The 20,052-nt window shown below is 72.3% G+C and carries 17 protein-coding genes; 6 read left to right on the forward strand and 11 right to left on the reverse strand.

The annotated features are described in order from the left end of the window. Positions 1–39 precede the first annotated feature (39 nt). The 4 genes from ABZ842_RS12725 to ABZ842_RS12740 form a co-directional block, all read right to left on the reverse strand. Positions 40–1,455, reverse strand: coding sequence for a hypothetical protein (locus ABZ842_RS12725; protein WP_361536101.1), 1,416 nt, complete (start codon positions 1,453–1,455; stop codon positions 40–42). Beyond that, the gene (locus ABZ842_RS12730) at positions 1,452–3,323 is read right to left on the reverse strand and encodes a hypothetical protein (protein WP_361536103.1); all 1,872 of its coding nucleotides are present in this window, start codon (positions 3,321–3,323) and stop codon (positions 1,452–1,454) included. Before ABZ842_RS12730 ends, ABZ842_RS12725 begins: the two co-directional genes overlap by 4 nt. Positions 3,324–3,397: 74 nt before the next feature. Continuing rightward, a complete protein-coding gene (locus ABZ842_RS12735) occupies positions 3,398–4,186 on the reverse strand; it encodes a toll/interleukin-1 receptor domain-containing protein (RefSeq protein WP_361536105.1) in 789 nt (262 codons plus the stop codon). 111 nt (positions 4,187–4,297) lie between these two features. Next, positions 4,298–5,539, reverse strand: a complete 1,242-nt coding sequence (locus ABZ842_RS12740; protein WP_361536107.1) for a helix-turn-helix transcriptional regulator — start codon at positions 5,537–5,539, stop codon at positions 4,298–4,300. Between the two features lie 285 nt (positions 5,540–5,824). On the opposite strand from ABZ842_RS12740, the gene ABZ842_RS12745 reads away from it, so the two are divergent. After that, positions 5,825–7,333, forward strand: a complete 1,509-nt coding sequence (locus tag ABZ842_RS12745; RefSeq protein WP_361536109.1) for a DUF2252 domain-containing protein — start codon at positions 5,825–5,827, stop codon at positions 7,331–7,333. Positions 7,334–7,346: 13 nt separating this feature from the next. Here the strand turns inward: ABZ842_RS12745 and ABZ842_RS12750 are convergent, their stop codons facing one another. Next, positions 7,347–8,726, reverse strand: a complete 1,380-nt coding sequence (locus ABZ842_RS12750) for a DUF1266 domain-containing protein (RefSeq protein ID WP_361536111.1) — start codon at positions 8,724–8,726, stop codon at positions 7,347–7,349. A gap of 243 nt (positions 8,727–8,969) precedes the next feature. Between ABZ842_RS12750 and ABZ842_RS12755 the strand changes: the two genes are divergently transcribed. Beyond that, positions 8,970–9,773 (forward strand): lipase family protein, encoded by an 804-nt coding sequence (locus ABZ842_RS12755; protein WP_361536398.1) that lies wholly within the window; start codon positions 8,970–8,972, stop codon positions 9,771–9,773. A gap of 123 nt (positions 9,774–9,896) precedes the next feature. Here ABZ842_RS12755 and ABZ842_RS12760 read toward each other — a convergent pair whose 3' ends face one another. Further along, positions 9,897–11,423: an MFS transporter gene (locus ABZ842_RS12760; RefSeq protein WP_361536113.1), complete on the reverse strand. Its 1,527-nt coding sequence runs from the start codon at positions 11,421–11,423 to the stop codon at positions 9,897–9,899. Positions 11,424–11,659: 236 nt separating this feature from the next. Between ABZ842_RS12760 and ABZ842_RS12765 the strand changes: the two genes are divergently transcribed. After that, a complete protein-coding gene (locus ABZ842_RS12765) occupies positions 11,660–12,439 on the forward strand; it encodes a TetR/AcrR family transcriptional regulator C-terminal domain-containing protein (RefSeq protein ID WP_361536115.1) in 780 nt (259 codons plus the stop codon). A gap of 158 nt (positions 12,440–12,597) precedes the next feature. On the opposite strand, the gene ABZ842_RS12770 is transcribed toward ABZ842_RS12765, so the two are convergent. Continuing rightward, on the reverse strand, positions 12,598–13,242 hold the full coding sequence (locus tag ABZ842_RS12770; RefSeq protein WP_361536117.1) for a rhodanese-like domain-containing protein: 645 nt from the start codon (positions 13,240–13,242) through the stop codon (positions 12,598–12,600). A 161-nt stretch (positions 13,243–13,403) separates the two neighbouring features. Between ABZ842_RS12770 and ABZ842_RS12775 the strand changes: the two genes are divergently transcribed. Next, the gene (locus ABZ842_RS12775; RefSeq protein ID WP_361536119.1) at positions 13,404–13,691 is read left to right on the forward strand and encodes a metal-sensitive transcriptional regulator; all 288 of its coding nucleotides are present in this window, start codon (positions 13,404–13,406) and stop codon (positions 13,689–13,691) included. Between the two features lie 118 nt (positions 13,692–13,809). On the opposite strand, the gene ABZ842_RS12780 is transcribed toward ABZ842_RS12775, so the two are convergent. The 3 genes from ABZ842_RS12780 to ABZ842_RS12790 all read right to left on the reverse strand — a co-directional run bounded on the left by ABZ842_RS12780 (position 13,810) and on the right by ABZ842_RS12790 (position 17,001). Then, positions 13,810–14,604, reverse strand: coding sequence for a sulfite exporter TauE/SafE family protein (locus ABZ842_RS12780; RefSeq protein ID WP_361536121.1), 795 nt, complete (start codon positions 14,602–14,604; stop codon positions 13,810–13,812). Then, complete coding sequence (locus ABZ842_RS12785) at positions 14,601–16,013, reverse strand: MBL fold metallo-hydrolase (protein ID WP_361536123.1); 1,413 nt, start codon at positions 16,011–16,013, stop codon at positions 14,601–14,603. Before ABZ842_RS12785 ends, ABZ842_RS12780 begins: the two co-directional genes overlap by 4 nt. 139 nt (positions 16,014–16,152) lie before the next feature. Then, positions 16,153–17,001, reverse strand: a complete 849-nt coding sequence (locus tag ABZ842_RS12790) for a class I SAM-dependent methyltransferase (protein ID WP_361536125.1) — start codon at positions 16,999–17,001, stop codon at positions 16,153–16,155. Positions 17,002–17,200: 199 nt separating this feature from the next. On the opposite strand from ABZ842_RS12790, the gene ABZ842_RS12795 reads away from it, so the two are divergent. Both ABZ842_RS12795 and ABZ842_RS12800 read left to right on the forward strand, forming a co-directional pair. After that, positions 17,201–18,643, forward strand: a complete 1,443-nt coding sequence (locus ABZ842_RS12795) for an RICIN domain-containing protein (protein ID WP_361536127.1) — start codon at positions 17,201–17,203, stop codon at positions 18,641–18,643. A 45-nt stretch (positions 18,644–18,688) separates the two neighbouring features. Beyond that, positions 18,689–19,201, forward strand: a complete 513-nt coding sequence (locus ABZ842_RS12800; RefSeq protein ID WP_361536129.1) for a hypothetical protein — start codon at positions 18,689–18,691, stop codon at positions 19,199–19,201. Positions 19,202–19,219: 18 nt separating this feature from the next. Here the strand turns inward: ABZ842_RS12800 and ABZ842_RS12805 are convergent, their stop codons facing one another. Then, a complete protein-coding gene (locus ABZ842_RS12805) occupies positions 19,220–19,996 on the reverse strand; it encodes a GNAT family N-acetyltransferase (protein WP_361536131.1) in 777 nt (258 codons plus the stop codon). Positions 19,997–20,052: the final 56 nt, after the last annotated feature.

Below are 20,052 nucleotides of genomic sequence, written 5' to 3' on the forward strand. Positions count from 1 at the left end.
CGGTGAACGGGAGGCGTCGCGCACCACCGCGGGTCCTGTTCAGACGTCGGCGTCAGGACGGCTCGCGTCATCGCGGTCGGTGCGCTCGGTGCGGTCGGCTCCGTCGGGGTGCTCGGTGCGGTCGGGGTGCTCAGGGCCAGGGGGCGTGTCGGCATCGGGCCCCGTCCACCGGCCCGGGGTCGCCCACCACCCGTCTTCCGGCTGCTCGGGCGCACCCCGCTGCGGAACGCGCCCCGGCTCCGGCGGTCGCGGAACGTGCCCCGTAGGTCCGAAGGGTCCTTCGCCGAACGGCGACGGTTCCTGAGCGCGCGGGCCGCCTGCATCGGCTGCATCGGCGGTGTCCGCGGCGCCGGTGTCGCCGTTGTCGCCGGTGTCGCCGGGGTCGTCCCGGTCGTCGAGGAGCGTTTGCCGGATGCTGGCCGCCACGTCCGGGCGCCCCTCCCGCTCCGACATGCGCGCCATGCGATGGACGAACGCGGTGCGGGCCGGCGACCCGTAGGACAGTCCCATGTCGTCCAGGAGCGCGGAGACCCGCTCGCCCGGCGCCCACGCGCGCTCCCCGCGCACCGGGTCCCGCGGCTCCCCCGCCGCCTCGCTCCCGTCCAGCGGCTCCGGATGCCCGTACCCGCCCGCCGGCTCCTCCTCGACCGCGGCCCCTGCCGGAACGCACAGGTGGCGGAAGGCTTCCGGCACCTCTTGGTCGTTGGCCGCCGCGGACAGACACGCCAACGGGCCGATCATCTCCACCGCGCGCTCGACCTCGTCGTCGTGCCGGGCCAGCCACCAGACCACCGCGCTCCCCGGCGTACGCAGCACGTCCTCACCCAGGTACTCGCGCCGGTCGCGCTCCAACCGTCGGCGGCCCTCCCACACGCTGACGGACTTCCGCAATCCGTCGAGCTCGTCGAGGCGTTCCCGGTCCGCCGGCCGCAGCGTCAGCCGTACGTCCGTGGCGAAGGCGGTGACGAGCCCGGAGCCATCCGTCGTGGGAGCGCCCAAGGTGCCCTCCAGCCACCGCTCAAGGAAGCCGCTACGGCTCGGGTGCTCGGCCACCGTGGCGTTCTGCACCCGCCGGAGCAGCAAACTGACGGCCAGACTGGCCGGGTTGCCGTGGGCAACGGGGGTGCATTCCGCGGTCGTACGCCACCAGACCGTGGCGGAGAACAGGAACGGATAGTCCTCGACGGCGCTGGGCACGGGCACGCCCGTCAGCAGATTCGTGAAATACGGTGCCTCCACCGGTGGCTCGGGTTCGTCGGGTCCCGAAGGCACGGGATCAGCGTGGTGTGCCGCAGCGTCGCCCGGCCAGTACATGGTGAGCAGGAGCACCCCCGCCACCAGGGTCGGCAACAACATCCATCCCCAGACCGGCCAGCCGTACGAAGCCCCTAGGGCGAGGTCTACGACGACGGCGACCGTCGTCAGGATCAGTCGGGTCGTGGTGCGGGAACTCATGATTCCTCCCTCGTGGGCCGCGTTCCTGGGGTCGTTCCGGCGCCGTCGATGCCCTGCAACAGGTCGATCTTGTGGCAGAGTTCTTCGGCCGTGCCGTACTGGTCGGGCGTCCTCGGCACCGCCGCCGACCACTGGCACGCCGCCACGTACAGGTCGTTCAGCAACACGTCGTCGCCGCAGGCCGCGACGACGAGGACGCCCAGCATCCGGTCCCGCTCGGGGGAGCGGGCCAACGCCGTCAGCCAGCGCCAGACCAGCGGCGTCCACATCGGCGCCGGCCTCTCGGACATGACGGCCCGCCAGGCGAACGTGACCGCCTGCCACGGCGGTAGGACCCGCAGCGCGGCCGGCTCCAGGAGGTCCAGCAGGAGGTTCAGCGCCGCCTCGTGCCGGGGACCGAGCCCGAGCAGTGCGTCGACGAGCCGCCGGAACAGCTTGCCGCTCCCCCGGGCCAGGTCCAGCAACGCGGCGCGGGCCGCCGCCCCCTCCGCGCCCGGGTGGCGCAGGGCGAGATGACGGAGCCTGACCAACGCCTGGTCGGGGTGGGTCGCCGCCATCACCTGGTGGCACACGTCCGTCAGGACCCGCACGAGGTCCGGCGCCGGGCGTCGGACCGCCGCCCAGTCGTACATCCGGGAACGGATGAGGGCCCCGTACCGGTCGTGGCTGAGGCCCAGCTCCAACGCAGCAGCCGCCTCGGCGCGCAGCCGGCCCGCAGCCGACGGACGGGTCCACCTCTCCACGAGGGAGCAGAGGTCATCGGGCCGTCCAGTGGCGAGCGCCAACTCTGCGAACCGGGCCACCAACTGCATCCGGTCATCGCCCCTGAGCTCGGGCAACTCCATGCACTGGCCCGCCCAGTCGCGGAAGGCGGGGCGGAGGTCGGGAAAGTTCTGCCAGAAGTGCCGTCGGACCGCGCCGTCGTACGCGAGACGGGTGAACCCCACCCGTCCGTCGTCCCCACGGTCGATGTCCAACCGCTCGAACTGCTCGCCCAGGTCGGCCTGGGAGAGCCTCGGAGTGTCGTCCGGCTCGTGCTGCAAGAGCTCCAACAGGCTGTTGGCGCCGCTCAGCACCGCCTCGCCCGCTGCGCCGCTGACCATGGCAGCGGTCAGCAGCAGGGCCCGGTCCGTACCGTCGCGGTGGTCCCTCAGCTGCTTCGCCACCTGGTCCGACCAGTTGGTGACGGCGGCCGTCGCCACCTCGATCCAGGCCGGGAAGTCGTCGCCGTACGCATGGCTGTCCCGGGCCTGGGCGACGAGATCGGCCAGGCGCTCCAGCTCCTCCATGGGAGATCCGGCGAACATGCGGGTGAGGATGGCGGTCTTCAGGTCGTCGTCGCCGAAGGCCACCCGTTTGACCAGCAGGTGCCTCCTAAACACGGCCCGCCCGTCGGGTCGGCCCAAGCCCACCCGCAGCGCGGAGAGGTCCGAATCCAGCATCCAGTCCAGCCCCGCCGGGAGCACGGCCACCATGCGCGCACCGCACTGCTCGACGACCGACCGGTACTGCGCCAGGGCGCGCTGCGCCTTGGGATAGTCGGCGTCGGTCACGCTCGACAGGTCCAGCAGGTAGCAGTCGTTCGCGGCGGCTTCGAGTGAGTCCTCCTCCCAGGTCAGCGGAAGTTCCTCGAAGCGGCTCCCCGCCACCGCTGCCCGGTCCAGGAGCATGGTGGCCGCGGCGCGCCGCCCGCTGCCCGCGGCGCCGCCCAGGAGGACGACGGAGCCGGGCGGCTCAAGGCGCTCGGCGGCCTGACCGTAGTGACGGGGATGGACGAAGCACTGTTTCAGCCGGCGTCGGTGTTGCCGTCCGATCCGGATCCTGGTGATCCCTGACCTGATCAGACCTTCGTTACCGAGCCTCCACACGTAGTTGTACTGGTCTCCGCTGCCCGTGTGGACTGGGCCTTGGGATGCACTGACCGTCGTGTCCCCGGGCCCCGTCACTTGGACCGTCCCTGCGGATGTTCACCTCGGCCCGGCTTCCATGGCGTCATGCCGGCGTCGTAGTTGGCATCCGCACCGTCGCCCCAGCAACGCGGCTCCAGATGCAGTTCACCCACTTGGTAGAGGTGTCCGCTGCCCGTGTGGACCGGACCTTGGGGCTCGCTGACGAAGGTGCCGGAGAAGTCTCCGTTGAGGTTGCCGATGCCGCCGCGCTGCCGGTGCTTGATCACCCGGGCCCGTACCCGTGCGGCTCCGCCGCCGTCCTCCTCTTCCGCGATGAGTGACGCCCTGCCCTCGTGGCCCTGGCGTGCCGCCGCCTCGGCCAGTTCGGGAACCAGCTCCTCCAGGTCGTCGGCGAGCCGCGCGAGGTCGGCTTCGGCGTTGCGGTGGTCGAGCCGTCGGTACTGGCAGTCGGCCAGTTCGGCTAGGACCGGCGGCAGTTCCTCCGGTCGGAGCCGGGTCGTACGCCCCACGAGGACGGGGATGACGATCGCGCCATACTCAAACGCTTCCAGGATCTCCCGCCGGCTCCAGTCCTCGGCGCTGTCCGACGGCCTCTGTCCGGCGCCCGTCGCTTCTGTCCACCGAGGTCCGATGACGGCGAGCAGCACGCGGCAACTGCGCGCCGCCGCGACCAGCTCTTGGGGGTAGCGGCTACCCGGCGAGATCGACTTGCTGGCGCGAAACACGTTCTCATCACCGAACCTGCGAGAAAGTTCCCGCTCGACGAGCGTCGCGGTGGCTTCCTCGTCGCCCGTTCGGTAGTTCACGAAGATCAAGGGCATGCCGACATCTCCTCCTGTCGATTCGTGACACCAGAAAGTGGTGGATGGCGCGTGCTCAGTGCGACGGCCAAGGGCACGCTGACCGCGGGGGCGTGTCGGAGCACGCAGCAGTTAGCTGCCTCCAAGTGCATGCGCCAGCGACGGCTGCAACTCGCGAACGGCTCGCTGAGAACGGAAGCGGGAGAGCTCGCGGTCGAGTTGGCGCACGTCGGCCCGGACCCTTGCGGACGGCACGGTGTCAATGAAGAGCAGCAGCTCGCGCGCCGGCCCGCAGGCGTGCTCGATCTCGCCTAACGCTGCGTGGGCCAGCGTCCTACGCACTCCGTAGCGCATCCGGGTGCGTGTGGCCTCAAGGGCGATGCACCGGCATTCGCGGTCCAGGACCTCCGCCGCCCTCGCCGGGCATCCAAGGTCGTAGAGGCACCAGCCGGTGACCATCGAGATGGGGTCGAGAAGGTGAGTGGTTCCCAGAACGGGCGTTCCGGAGTCCTCGGCTGCCCCGGCGTCGGAGGAGAGAAGTTCGCGTGCCCGCTCAAGCGCCCGCACGCAGGGCCTTTCCAGCCCCGCAAGTGCGTGCCCTTGCGCCTCTTGCTGTGCGGCCAGCCCGCGGATCCGACGGGGCAGGGAGCCCCGCTGGGCCTGCTGTGCCAGGGCGACCGTCTCGCGCGCCACGCCGTTGTAGAAGGTGACCAGCGCACGGCGTACCAACGCGTAGCCGGCCAAGTGCCGATCGCCTCCCGCGTCGGCGAGTTCCACGGCGTCCGCCGTCCACTGCAAGGCAGCCGCCTCGTCACCGGCTTCCTGGGCCACCCAACCCGTGTACTCGGCGAACCGCGCCGCCATGACCAGCAGGTCGGTCCGGGTCTTCCCGTTGGATCTGGCGGCCAGCGCCGTGATCGTGGACGCCTGTGCCCGCGAGAGCGGTAACAACTCCTGGGGAGGTGTGATCTGGCCCAATGCCCGCATCAAGCGGAACCGGTCCTGGAACGTCTTGAGGACCGGTACAGCCGTGTCACCGTCGCGGCCGTACTCCTCAGTAACGTCACCAACAGCGATCCCGATGATTGGAGCCGTGCCGGTGGCGATCACGTCGCGAAGCGCCGTCGTCGATGCCGCCACGCCGCGCCCCTCGCCGCCATCCGGGGCCTCTGCGATGCTGCTCAGAGTTCCCCGTGCCGCAAAGTGGGCGTCACAGCGACGGGCCAGCGCCGTCGAGGGGGCCCTCCGTCCTTTCTCGATCTTGCTCAGGTGTCCTCTGCTGTAGTTCATGGCAGTGACCAGTTCCTGCAGCGTGATGCCGGCTTCCTGCCGCAGCCGGCGGAGTTCCGCGCCGAAGCCTAACGGGACCTCCACGCACGTCCTCCTTCTCCAAAGCAAAGCCCAGATCGGAAACCGGGGAGCAAAGCCCGGTTCCCCATGGAAATTTTGGCATGCAACTGACAGGTGACGTCCCGGGCTCGCGGATGTTTCCTGTTGCCTCTTTCTTCGATCCAAGACTTCGCAGTTGCACAACATGATGTCCCTCAGCACGGTTCCGCCGGGGTGCGCGCGCCGCCGGGCGGAGAATAATGGCAGGTGGGGCCAGTGCCACGGGCCCTTGGCGCCGTGGTGCGGCTTCCGGTCGGAGGTGCAGCGGGCATGGCAGCCAAGCAGCGGACGACGAAGTCGAAGCCAGCGGAGAAGTCGGCGAAGAAGCCGGTGAAGAAGGCCGCGAAGGAGCAGCTGGCCTACGGGGGGCTGTTGCGGCGCGGGCGGCGCGGTGCGTTGTCGCCGCGGGAGCGGGGGGAGCGGGGGCGGGCCGCGCGGAAGGGCGTGCCGCGGTCGCAGCACGCCGAGTACGCGCCGGACGCGCAGCGGCGCGACCCCGTGGACGTCGTCGAGGAGCAGTCCGCGACGCGCGTGCCGGAGCTGGTGCCCATCCGGTACGGGCGGATGGTCGAGTCCCCGTTCCGCTTCTACCGCGGCGCCGCAGCGATCATGGCCGGTGACCTGGCCGCGGCCACGCCCAGCACCGGGCTCACCGCGCAGCTCTGCGGGGACGCCCACATGATGAACTTCCGGCTGCTCGGCTCCCCCGAGCGCCGGCTGGTCTTCGACATCAACGACTTCGACGAGACGCTGCCGGGGCCGTGGGAGTGGGACGTGAAGCGGCTCGCCACCAGCCTGGTGATCGCCGGCCGGGAGAACGGCTACTCGAAGAAGGAGCGGGCCGGCGTCGTGCGCGCGGCGGTGCGCACGTACCGGCAGCGGATCAGGGCGTACGCCGGGATGGGGCACCTGGAGGTCTGGTACGACCACGGCGACATGGAGCAGGTCCAGGCGCTCGCCGACGAGCGGTTGGACCAGCGCGGGCGGATGCAGCTGGCCGACGCGATGGCGAAGGCGCGGACCCGCGACAGCATCCAGGCGTTCCACAAGCTCACCGAGATGCGTGACGACGGGCGCCGGTTCGTCGCCGATCCGCCGCTCGTCGTGCCCGTGGACGAACTCATGCAGGGTGCGGAGCTGGACCGGCTGGTCCAGGAGATCCACGACCTGGTCGAGCGGTACGCCCGCTCGCTGCCCATGGAGCGCCGGCACCTGCTCGCGCAGTACCGGGTCGTCGACATCGCCCGCAAGGTGGTGGGCGTCGGCAGCGTCGGCACCCGCTGCTGGATCCTGCTGCTGCTCGGCCGGGACGACGCCGATCCGCTGATCCTCCAGGCCAAGGAGGCCGACCGCTCGGTGCTCGCCGCCTTCGCCGGCGAGAGCGCGTACGACAACCAGGGACAACGGGTGGTGGCGGGACAGCGGTTGATGCAGGCCGTGGGGGACGTGTTCCTGGGCTGGGAGCGGATCCAGGACATCGACGTGCCGCAGCGCGACTTCTACGTAAGGCAGTTGCACGACTGGAAGGGCATCGTCGTCCCGCAGGCGATGGTCCCCCGCGGCATGCGCCTCTTCGCGGAGCTCTGCGGCGCGACGCTGGCCCGGGCGCACGCCCGCTCCGGCGACCGGATCGCGATCGCCACGTACCTCGGCGGCGCCGACGTCTTCGACACCGCGCTGGTCACCTTTGCCGAGCGGTACGCCGACCAGAACGAGCGGGACCACCGGGCGCTGGTGGACGCGGTGCGGACCGGGCGGGTACGGGCCGAACAGCCGTGACCGGCCGCTGCGGTCACTTCCAGGGGATGTTGAGCCAGGGGCTCGCCGGGTCCGTGGTCAGGGTGCGGTGGGAGGCGAGCGCGTTCTCGTACCACTCGCCGAACTCCTCCTCGTCGAAGTGGAGGCAGCGCCCCAGTACGTACGCCGCCGACAGCTCCTCCCAGGAGCGGTAGTTGGTGCGGCAGGCGCGGCCCGCGCGCAGCAGGCCGTCCTCCGTCTCCGCCACGGTGCAGTAGCGGGCGCCCAGCCCCCAGCGGGCCATGCAGGAGGCCCGGCCGTAGTCCCACGCCTCGACGGAGCGGATGAAGCCGCCCTCCGGCAGCAGCCCGTCGGCGCGGAACCGGGCCTCGTAGCGGGCGATCCGGCCGATGAGCCGCTGCACCCCGGCGACCTGCGCGGCCACCTCGGACTCGGGGCGCACCTCGCCGGGGGCGACGCCCTCGGGCGTGATGCGCGGCTCGGCGGCGCGGGCGGCGTTGGCGCGGATGACGCGTTCGGCGACGGCGCGCCAGTGGTCGACCTCGACGGCGCCGGCGAAGTCCAGGGCGAGGGAGCGGCGGAGTTGGAGCGCGAACTCCCAGACGGGGCTGACCATCTCGGCGCGCAGCAGGCGTTCCAGGGCCCGCTGCCAGTCCGTACGGGTGTCGATGCCCCACCACTCCCGCAGTCGGTTGCGTTCGCGCAGGTAGCCGCCGCCGTGGTAGCCGACGGCGTTCCAGAACTCGCCGTTGCCGACGAACAGCAGTGCCCCGCAGGCCAGTCCGTGCGCCACCGGGCCGTGCAGCGGGCCGCCGACGTGCAGGGCGCGCAGCCGGCCGTTGAGCCCGAAGCCGTCCTCGGACGGCAGGGCGTGCCGCAGCCACTGGGCGCGGTGGGCGGGGGTGGTGGGGAAGTACGCCTCGCACGGGGAGCCGGGGTTGATCACGATCCAGGGCGGGTCCTGCGGCTTCCACTCCCGGGCGAACCAGCCGAGGGAGCCGGAGGTGTAGACGGGGTCCTGGGTCGGCACCGGCAACATGCCCTCGGTGACGAGGGCGAGGCACTGGGCGCCGACCTGGGGCGAGAAGTGCGGCAGCAGCTTCATGCGGTCGGGGTTGGCGTCGACGAAGGCGCGGGACTCGGCCGCGTACAGCCAGTTGCGGCCCAGTACGTCGAAGTAGGCGGGCCAATCGCCGCGCGTCTTCGCCTCGTACAGCTCGCGCTCGATGTGGCTGGGGGCTTGCCAGGAAGGTACGGCTCCGGCTCCGGCTCCTGGCCCTGATCCAGGTCCTGATCCAGGTCCTGATCCTGATGCCGGTGCGGGCCCCGATCCTGGCCCCGGCCCTGGTGCGGGCACCGGTCCGAGCCCCGATGTGGGCCCCGATCCGGTCGTCACGTCCTCCCCGTTCCCCATGGGAGGACTCTACCGAGCGGGTGTTCGGAGCCCGGCGGTGCGGTGGGCCGGTCGAACGGTGCGCGGGGCGCGGCCGGGTGACGACGGCGCGGCCCCGCCGTGTCGGCGGTCGTTCACCGGTCGACGTCGGTACGAGTGACGGATACGCGTGACCAGGCGTCCACGGACGAGGAGTCGGCGCCGGAAGAAGACCGGAAGAAGACCGAAGAAGAAGGGAACCCGTTCGTGCCCGTACCGTCCACGATGGATCACCGAGCCACCGGCTACAGCCTTCCGCACGCCTATTGGATGGCGCGGGCCGCGAAGTTGGCGTACGAGACCCCGGACGAGGTCCGCAGGCAGGCGCAGGAGTGGGGCTTCGACCGCGTGCGCCACCACGAGTCGCTGTTCGAGCCGCCGTTCGCGCTGGAGGACACCCAGGCGTACACGCTGGCCAGCGATCGGATGATCGTCACGGCGTTCCGCGGGACGGAGCCCACGCAGATCCGGGACTGGCTCTCGGACGCCAACACCCCGCCCTGGCCGGGGCCGGCGATGACCGGCTACGTGCACTACGGCTTCGGCGCGGCGCTGGACTCGGTGTACCCGGAGGTCAGGGACGCCATCGCGGAGTTCCGGGACGGCGAGCAGACGGTGTGGTTCACCGGGCACAGCCTGGGCGGCGCGCTGGCGATGCTCGCGAGCTGTCAGCTGTTCCTGGAGAAGCCGAAGCTGCGTGCGGACGGGGTGTACACCTTCGGGCAGCCGCGGACGTGCGACCGGATCCTGGCGTTGGCGGCCAACCAGGGCTTCAAGGACCGCTTCTACCGTTTCGTGAACAACAACGACATCGTGCCGCAGCTGCCGCCGGAGCCGGCGTACACGCACGTCGAGGCGCTGCGCTACTTCGACGCGAAGGGGAAGCTGCACACCGCGATGCCGCTGCTGCCGGGCCTTGCGGACCGGGCGCGGGGGCTGACGGCGGACGCGTTCGCACCGGCGAGCGACGGAGTGCGGGACCACTTCATCACCAACTACATCGCGGTGTTGGAGAAGAACCTGACCTGAGCTGAGGCCACGACCGTCATGCCGGTCACGCCGGTCACGCCGGTCACGCCGGTCACGCGCAGAACGGCGGTGGGGCCGCCCGATCTCCTCGGGCAGCCCCACCGCCGCATTCCGTACGCGTCCTCAGCGCCCCGCGGGCACCTCCTCGACCCGGTCCTCCTGCGTCGTCGCCTCCGCCGCGCCGCCGCTGCGCCCCTTCAGCAGCAGCGCCGCCAGCACCGCCGCGGCCACCACGCCCGCACCGCCCGCCAGGAAGCTGTACGACATCGCCTGGGTGAAGGCGTCCCGCGCGGTCTCCACCAGCGTCGCGTCCTGGAGCGCCGCGGAGACGGACTCCCTTGCCGCGTCCGCGGCGCCCTCGGGCATCTCACGGGTGTACGTGCTCGACAGCACCGCGCCGAGGACCGCGACGCCGAGCGCGGCGCCCGCCTGCTGGATGGTGTCGTTGAGCGCGGAGCCGACCCCGGCGTGCTCCTCCGGCACCGCCCCCATCAGCGCGGCGATCGCGGCGGGCATCGCCAGCCCGCTGCCGGCGCCCATCAGCACCATGGCCACGGAGAGCAGTCCCCAGCCGTCGCCCGTGGAGAGCGTGGCGAGGGTGCCGAAGCCGGCGGCGATGACGAGGAGTCCGACCACCGCCACGACGCGGTTGCCCGTCTTGGCGATCAGCGCGGCCCCGACGGCGTTGAAGGCGATCACGGCGACGGCCATCGGCGCGAAGGCAAGACCGGTCTCGGTCGGGGAGTAGCCGAGGACGTACTGGAGGTACTGGGTGAGCACCAGCATCAGACCGCCGTTGGCGAAGGTCAACAGGACGAGCGAGAAGCTGGCGCCGGTGAACACCTTGTTCCGGAAGAGCCCGATCGGGACCATCGGCGTGTCCGTGCGCGCCTCCCAGACCCCGAAGCCGACCAGCCCGACGACGGCCGTGACGGCGGCGGTCAGCGTGACCGGGTCGGCCAGCCCGGTCTTCGGCAGCTCGATGATGGTCCACACGAGCGCGGTCATGCCGGCCACCGACAGCACCGCACCGACGTAGTCGGGCTTGCGCCACGGCCCCTTGGACTCCGGCATCAGCACCAGCGCGGCGACGATCGCCAGCACCGCGATCGGCACGTTGATCAGGAAGACCGCGCCCCACCAGAACTCGGCGATCAGCGCACCGCCGAGGACCGGACCGCCGACGAGACCGACCATCGCCACCGTGCTCCAGGCCGCGATCGCCTTGGGCCGCTCGTCCTCGTCGAAGACCGTGATCAGGATGGAGAGCGTGCTCGGCATCACCAGCGCGCCTCCCACGCCCATCAGCACCCGGGCGAGGATCAGTTGCTCCGGGCTGCCGGCCCAGGTCGCGAGGAGCGAGGCGAGTCCGAAGAGGGCCAGCCCGATCACCATCACCTTCCGCCGCCCGTAGCGGTCGGAGAGGCTGCCGGCCGTCAGCAGCAGTCCGGCGAAGACCAGGATGTACGACTCGATGATCCACTGGATGTCCTGGGCGCTGGCGCCGAGGTCGTCGGTGATCGGCGGCACCGCGACCGTCAGCACCATGTTGTCGATCACCAGGACGAGCGTGCTCAGGCAGAGCACGATCAGGATGAGCCAGCGCCGCGGATGGCGCCCCTGCTGCTGTCCGAGCTGTTCCTGCTGCATGAGCCGGCTCCTTCGTGAGTCGTACGGCGCTTCCGTCATCCGTCGCCCGCTGCGCCGTACGGCGTGCGCTTCGTCGAACACTGTACGGCCACCGCACACTGTTCGCAACAGCTGTACGTCGTTCGATCGGAACGTACGGTGTGCGGAAGGTGCGCTACGCTGCCCGGGAGAGCCGGAAAGATCACATGCCGGGACGATCAGCGACGAAACGATCAGGGACGAAGGGAGCCGCGCAGATGGCGGTCGACGAGCGGTCCAACACGTCAGACGCGTCGAAGACGGCGGGCGGCGAGCAGGGCGAGGGGTTCCCCTCGGTGTGGACCCGCCCGCAGCGGCGCAAGCGGGAGCAGCCCACGCTCAGCCGGGACCAGATCGTGGCGGGCGCCCTCGCCCTGCTCGACCGCGACGGGGTCGAGGCCCTGAGCATGCGGAAGCTCGGCACCCACCTCCAGGTCGGCGCCACCTCGATGTACTCGCACGTCACGAACAAGGAGGAGCTGATCGAGCTCGTCGTGGACGAGGTGTACGGCGAGGTCGAGGTCCCGGAGGCGACCGGCCCCGACGACTGGCGCCCCGCGGTCGAGCACCTCGCGCACAGCCTGCGGGCCGCGGTCCTGCGGCACCCGTGGATGGCGTCCGTGCTCGGCGAACTCGGCATGTCGTCCCTCGGGCCCCACATGATGCGCTTCTCGGACCGGGCGCTCGGCGTCTTCGAGGCCGCGGGGTTCGACGACCCGAACGAGGCGGACGTCCTGATGAGCGCGGTCATCGCCTACGTCGTCGGAACCGCGCTCACCGAGGCGGCGTTCGTCACGACGCTCGCGCGCAGCGGACGGACCGAGCAGGAGTGGGCCGACCAGGTGGTGCCGGCGGCGCTGGCGGCGGCGGAGCCGTTCCCCCGGCTGAAGCGGCGGTACGAGGCGGTGACGGACACGAACGCGACGAGCGTGCGGGGCTCGTCGTTCGACGAGGGGCTGGCGTGCGTGCTGGACGGGGTGGCGGCGCGGCTGCGCTGAGCGGAGTCGGCGGTACGGCGGACGCGCGGCGGAAGTACGGCAGATGTACGGAGGGGCGGAGGTACGGAGGGGCCGGGCGCCGGGGTGCGCGTACGACCCGGGCCCGGCCCCTCCGTTGCGCGGACGCGCGCGCGTGCGGCGGCGTAACCGCGCACCGCTCACAGCGCCCGCAGGCGCTCCAGCGCCGCCGTGAGGTCCGCGGGCGCCGGCCGGTTGTGCGGCAGCTTCGCCAGCACCGCGGCCATCCCGCAGGTGTTGGTGAGCGCGGAGAACACCAGCCCGCCGGCGACGCCCCCCGCGAGCAGCAGCCAGGCGGGGTGCACCAGGGCGCCGAGCCCCACGCCGGTCAGCACGAGCGTGCCGGCGGCCAGCCGGACCTGGCGCTCCATGGCCCAGGCGCGGCGGGGCACCGCGCAGACGGTGCCGGCTTCGGCATCGGCGCCGGACTCGGGGTGCTCCAGCGCCAGCCCGCGGTCCGCCCACGCCGACGTGCCGCCGACGAGCGTCGCGGCCCGCACCCCGTGGCGGGCCAGCGCGGCGCACGCCCGCTCCGAGCGCGCGCCCGAAGCGCACACCATCAGCAGCGGTCGCCGCCCGGCGGCCCCGGTCAGCTCGGGCAGGGCCCGGCGGAGCTGGTCGAGGGGGACGTTGACGGCGCCGGGCAGGTGCCCGGAGGCGTACTCACCGGGCGTACGGACGTCGACGACGGCCAGCTCGGACAGCCGGGCGTGCGCCCCGTCGACGTCGAGACGCGCGCCTATGCCGGCGTCGGCGTTCGTGTTCGTGTTCGTGTTCGTGGTCATCTCTTCTTCATTCCTTTCCGTTGTCGCACGGCACCGACCTCGGTGTTCGCGGTCGGGCGCCAAATGGGGGTAAATTACCCCCAGGGGTATCTGGACACAGCCAGAGGTCTCACCGGAGGTCTCGCCAGAGGTCTCCGGGGATCCGTCGAGGAGGGTCGTTCGTGGAGCTGGACATGGCCGCGGCCGAACTGAAGGCCGTGCTGAACCGCCTGCGCCGTGCGCAGGGGCAGATCTCCGGAGTCATCCGCATGATCGAGGAGGGGCGCGACTGCGAGGACGTCGTGACCCAGCTCGCCGCGGCGTCGCGCGCCCTCGACCGGGCGGGGTTCGCCATCATCGCCACCGGGCTCCAGCAGTGCATGACCGACATCGAGTCGGGTGCGAAGCGCGAGGAGGACCCGGAGAAGATGCGGGCGCGGCTGGAGAAGCTGTTCCTGTCGCTGGCGTGACGCGCCCGCTGGCGTGACGCGCCGGGGTGCCGGCCCGGCCTGAAGTGTCGGGTGCCGTACGTCGTACGACGCCCCCTTCTCGTATCCCCGCGCACGTCGCGGGCGCCCGGCGCGCCGCTCACCACGCGCCCCACCACACCGCGTCCACGAGCATCACGGCCGCCACCGCCGCCAGCCCCCACGCGAACACCTTCCGCAGGGTCTCGGCGGGCACCTTCCCGGCGAGCCGCTTGCCGTCCCACGCCCCCAGCACCGCCGCGCCCGCGAACGGCGCGATCAGCCCCCAGTCCAGCCCTTCGGCCGTCCCGGAGCGGGTGGCGAGCGCGGCGAGCGCGTTCACGCTGATCACCAGCAGGCTGGTGCCGACGGCGGCGCGCATGCGCAGCCCGAGCGTGCCGGTGAGGGTCGGTACGACGAGGAAGCCCCCGCCCACGCCCAGGACGCCGGTGACCGCGCCGAGCCCGGCGCCCGCGCCGGCCGCGGCACCGGGCCGCCCGGGCCGTACCTCTTCGGCGCCCGCTTCCGCGCCCGCTTCCGCCGCACCGTCGTCGGCCTTCGCCGGCCGCAGCATCCGGACCGCCACCACGGCGGCGATCACGGCGAACGCCCCGGTCAGCACGGCCTCCGGCAGCCGCCCGGCGAGCGCGCCGCCGAGCGCCGCGGGCACGAGGCCCGCCGCCGCGAAGAGGCCGCCGGTGCGCCAGCGCACGTTGCCCTCTCGGGCGTGCGCGACGAGCGCGGTCACGGAGGTGACGGCGACGATGACCAGGCTCGCGGTGGTGGCCGCGGCCGGGCTGAAGCCGAGCAGATAGATCAGCGCGGGGACGGCGAGGACGCTGCCGCCGCCCCCGAGGCCGCCGAGCGCGAGCCCGACGACGGCCCCGGCGAGCAGCGCGAGTACGAGCGCGGTCATGCGGTGGCGTCGTCTGCGGTCGTGCCGCCGTCACCGGCACTGGCGCCGTCGGTGAACGGCAACCCCGCCGCCCGAGCCGCCGGGAAGCCGTCGTCGACGGCGACGACCTCCCGACCCGCGGCGTCCAGCAGGGACGCGGCGATCGCCGCTCGCATCCCGCCCGCGCAGTGCACCCACACCACGCCGTCGGGTATCTCCCCGAGCCGCGACCGCAGGTGGTGCACGGGTACGTGGACGGAGCCGGTGAGCCACCCCTGCGCGGCGCGCTCGGAGTCCCGCCGCACGTCCACCACGACGACCCCGTCCTTTGGCGAATCCGCCAGCTCCGCGAAGGTCGCCCGCCGGAAGGACCGCGGCTGTTCGCCGTCCCGCAGCCAGCTCTCCACCGCGCCCGTCGCCCCCGCGGCCGGCCGGTCAATCCCGACCCGCACCAGCTCCCGCTGGGCATCCGCGAGCTGCTCCGGCGACTCGGCGAGCAGCGTGATCGGCTTGCCCCACGGCACCAGCCACGCCAGGTACGTGGCGAGCTGCCCGTCCGCCTCGAAGTTCACCGCGCCCGCGACGTGCCCCGCGGCGAACGCGACCCGATTGCGCAGGTCGACGACCCACTCGCCCTCCGCGAGCCGCGCCGCAATCTCGTCGGCGTCGGCGATCGCGGGCGGGGCCAGGTCGACGGGGAGCGGCCCGCGGGCGTTCAGCGGCCCCATGTGCGTGTAGTACGCGGGGATGTCGTCGAGCCCGGCCAGCAGCTCGTCGACGAATGTGTCCACGTCCTTGACCAGCGCTTCGTTGCCGGTGCGCTCCGCGCCGATGGTGCTGCCGCCGCCGACCGCGCCGTTCTGGGCGGAGGAGCAGAAGCTGCCGAAGCCGTGCGTGGGCAGTACGGCAGTCTCGTCGGGCAGCTCGTCGGCGAGCCGGTGCGCGGAGGCGTGCTGCGCCCGCGCGAGCCCTTCGGTGAGGCGGGGCTCGACGAGGTCGGGCCGCCCGACGGTGCCGATGAGCAGCGAGCCGCCGGTGAAAGCGGCGACGGGCGCGCCCGCCTCCTCCAGCACGTACGCGGTGTGGTGCGGGGTGTGCCCCGGGGTGGCGACGGCGCGCAGCACGAGGTCCGCGTCGATGTCGGTGCGGTCCCCGTCGGCGACGGGCGTCCGCTCGTACGCGACGCGGGCGCCGGCCGGCACCAGGTAGGCAGCGCCGGTGACGCGGGCGAGTTCGAGGCCGCCGGTCACGTAGTCGTTGTGGACGTGGGTCTCGACGACGTGCGTGATGCGTACGGAGCGCCGGGCGGCGGCCTCCAGGACGTGGTCGATGTCCCGGGGCGGGTCGACGACGACGGCGGTACGGGTGCCGCCGGCGAGATAGCTGCGGTTGCCGAGACCCGGCACCTCAACGGTGTCGATGAAGAACACTGCCCTGATCCTTTCCCTGACTGTTTACCCCCCGGGGTATATGTGGACCGTACCAAATTACCCCCGGGGGTATACAAGCCTGCAGCAAAAATCCTGCTCAGAGCGGGTACGCAGGGTTCAGACGGGGTTCGGACCGGGCTCAGTCGCGGGCTGCCGCGGTGTCGGCGCGCACCCCCGTGACGAGGCTGGAAACGAACGGCAGGGTGACGGAGCCGTCGGCGGTCGCGTACGGCGCGAGCAGCCCGCGGACGAGCTCCCCGGCGCGGGCCAGGGCGTCCGGCCGGGTCTCGGCGAGGGCCTGCCCCCAGGGCGTCGCGGCGAGGCACCCTGGCACGTACGCCGTCAGCGCGGGCAGCCGGACCTCCGCGACGACCTCGCGCGCGGCCACGTCGCGCAGCCCGTACGCCCCGAAGAGCCCGGTCAGCTCGTCGGCGGAACAGCCGAAGGCGGACCCGCACCACTCGCCCAGCTCCACCCCGCCGACCTCCTCGTACGCCTGCTGCTGCGCGGCGAAGAACGGGGAGCGGGCCGCCTCGACCCACGCCGTGACGGCGACCCGTCCGCCCGGCCGCAGCACCCGTACGAACTCGGCGACGGCGGCGCCCCGGTCGGGGAAGAACTGCACCCCCTGCTGGCACAGGGCGACGTCGAACGCGCCGCCCGCGTACGGCAGATCGCCCGCCTCGGCCTCCTGCCACTCGACGACGACCCCGTCGTCGGCGGCGCGGGCCGCGGCGGTCCGCAACATCCCCGGCACGAGGTCGACCCCGACGACGCGGCTGCCCCAGCCGGCCATCCGCACGGCGGCGCCCCGCGCCACGAAGCCGGTGCCGCAGGCCACGTCGATCAGCGCGAGCCCGGGCCGCAGCCCGGCGACGTCCAGCAGGGCCTCGACGAAGGGCCCCATGACCGGCGCGACGTAGCGGTCGTACCGATCGGGGGCGTCACCCTGCGTGAGCCGAAAACCTCGCGCGGCGCCCTCGCCCATATCTCGACCCTAGGTACGCGGGGCCCGCACCGCACGTCGTACGGACGCTGTCCCTCCGGGCGCCGTCCCCCGCCGGCGTTGCGTCGGTCGGCGTTGCGTCGGTCGGCGTTGCGTCGGTCGGCGTTGCGTCGGTCGGCGTTGCGTCGGCGGTGTGCGGCCGTTGATCAGAAATTGACGTGCGCCCCGCACGCTCCGCGGCATGATCTTCCGACCAAGACCGAAGCGTCTGACCTCGCGGATACGCGGCGCCGCCGCCCTGGCCGTCGCCACCGCCGCCCTCTCGACCCTCGTCGCAACCGGCGGAGCGGCGCAGGCCACCGACACGGCCCGCCCCACCGCCGAACCCCGCCCCGCCGCACAGCCCCGCCCCTCCACCTCCCCCGACGCCGACCCGAGGTTCCGGGTCATCGAGGACAAGAGCCTGCCCCTGCTGCGGGCCAAGGCCCGCGCCTCGGCGGGGATCGCCTCCGCCCCCCGCTGCGACGGCGACGGCGCCAGCGGCCCCCGCGTCCAGCTCATGTACGTCCGCGGGGACCGGCAGCCCGACCGGTTCGACCAGTTCCGCGAGCAGTTCCAGGCCCACGCCGTCAACCTCAACACCAAGTTCGTCGAGGCTTCGGAGCGGATGGGGGAGCGCCGCGAGGTGCGCTTCGTCCACGACGCGAACTGCCGTCCGACCATCACCCGGGTCGTGGTCCCCCAGTCCGCCATCGACGGCGACGGCGACCCCACCTGGCGCGCGGTGATGGCCCAGGGCCACACCAGCAACGACCGCAAGTACCTGATCTGGGCCGAGAACAACGTCTGCGGCCTCGGCTTCGGCTACAACGTCGACCAGCGCCCCGGGCAGGAGAACGTCAACAACACCAACTCGGCCTGGCCGATGATCGGCATGGGGCCGCGCGGTTGCTTCAGCGACCCCAACGTCGACGTGCACGAACTCCTGCACACCATGGGCGCGGTCCAGCCGAACGCGCCCAAGTCGACCGGGAACGGCGCCCACTGCTACGTCCAGGGCGACCTGATGTGCTACGACGACGGGAACATCCCCAACCCGCCGGGCCGGCTCGTCCCCTGCGACTACCCGGAGCGGGACGTCATCGACTGCAACCGCAACATGTACTTCAACCCGAAGCCCCAGCCCGGCAGCTACCTCGACCGCAACTGGAACATCGCCAACAGCCGCTTCCTGATCCGCGGCGGCGGCTCCACGAACCCGGTGCCGGCCAAGGCGCAGCTGCGGAGCGCGGTCGGCGGCTGGGCGGCCGACGTCGACATGGGGAACACCGCCAACGGCACCAAGGTGAAGGCCGAGATGGCCAGCGCCCACCAGGCCCAGCGCTGGAACCTGGACCGCCTCGCCGACGGCCGCTACCGCATCGCGCCGGCCCTGGACACGGGCAAGGCCCTGGACTCCAACACCGACCGCTCCCGGGTGGTCGACGGCACGAGCCACTTCGCCCAGATCTGGAGCTCGGGCGGCGGCGAGAACCAGAAGTGGACGCTGCGTCAGATCGCCGGCGGCCGGTACGAGATCGTCGGCCATGACGGCGGCTGTCTGACCGCGTCCCGGTACGGCGCCGCGCTCGGCGTCTGGACCTGCGACAACAGCGACAGCCAGCGGTGGACGCTGGCACCCTGACGTCAGAGCCCCCGGCGTGGCGCGAACGAACGTAGTGTCATGGCCATGAGCGCCACCACCGCCGCCATGATCGCCGCCGTCGTCGGGGTGCTCGGCACCCTCTTCGCCCCGTTGATCACGGTCTGGGCCACCAAGCGCCAACGGGCGGAGGACCTACGCACAGAGGAGCGCCGGCGTCACTTCGACGACCGGCGCACCGCGTACACCGCGATGAACCGCGCCTCCCGCCACTTCCACACCATGCTGAAGGACGCCCTGCACCGCCTGCGGGACGGCGTGTACGCCGACGAGGACCGCCTCCAGGTCGAAGAGGCCCGCCGCGAGTACCGGGACCGCTACGCCGAGGCCCAGATGATCGTCCCCGAAGCGGTCCTCGACGCCTCCCGCGAGGTGAACGCCGTCCTGGCCGGCGCCGACGCCGTCATCAAACGCATCGACCGCGGCCTGGCCCACGAGGGCGAGGACGCCCCCCGCGCCCTGCTCGCCCTGAAGGCCGCGGAACCCAAACTCACCGCGATGCGCCGAATCATGCGCGAGGACCTGGGCACACTCGACTGACCTGCGCCTACCCGCGGTTCACCGACGACTCTGCCCCGGCGCCCGGGTGAAGACGTGCGAGCGCCCGATCGCGACGAAGCCCCGACGGGCGTACCACTGCCGCGGCCAGTCGCCGGGGTCGGCGAGAAGGAAGACGAGCCCGCAGCCCTCGGCGTGCTGGAGCGCGGTGGCGAGGACGGTGTCCGCGTAGCCGCGCCGGACGTGGGTGTCGGCGGTGACGACGTCCTCGATCTGGGCGACCCCCCGGACGGCGTCGAGATAGAGGTCGGCCCAGGACCCCACGACACCGTCCGCGTCCCGCACGGCGAGGAACCGCACCTCGTCCGCCCCGCGCAGCCGTGCCGCCCTCCGGTCGGCGAACTGCTGGACCACGTGCTCCTCGGCCCGCGGCATCCACACCCTGAGCTGCCGCACCACCGCGTCCCGCAGCTCCCCGAGCCGGACCGTCCGAGCGGGCTCTTCCGGGCGGCCGACATTGCCGGCGTACGCCATGACCAGCTCGGTCTCGTGCCCGTACCCCGCCGCGGTGAGCACGGACGCGCACCCGCCCCCGACGACGTCGTCCAAAACGGTGATCCGCCGGTGCTTCAGGTGCCCGAGGACGCTGTCGGCCAGCGCGGGCAGTCCGTCGGGGTCCGGTGCCCCGTCGACGACGAGTTGGTTGTTCTCGTACGACGCGGCGTACCGCGGATCCAACACCGCCACCCCACCGGCCACCTCCTCCACCACCGCGGCCTGCCGCCGCGCGAAGGCCAAACGGAAGTCGGCTATGCGCTGGAGCACTTCGACTGGCATGCCCGCAGTTTACGTACCGCCGCGCCCGCGCGGGGGCGCCAGAATTCCACCACCGC

Origin of the sequence: Streptomyces sp. NPDC047315 (genome assembly GCF_040643215.1) — a bacterium.
Classification (GTDB): domain Bacteria; phylum Actinomycetota; class Actinomycetes; order Streptomycetales; family Streptomycetaceae; genus Streptomyces.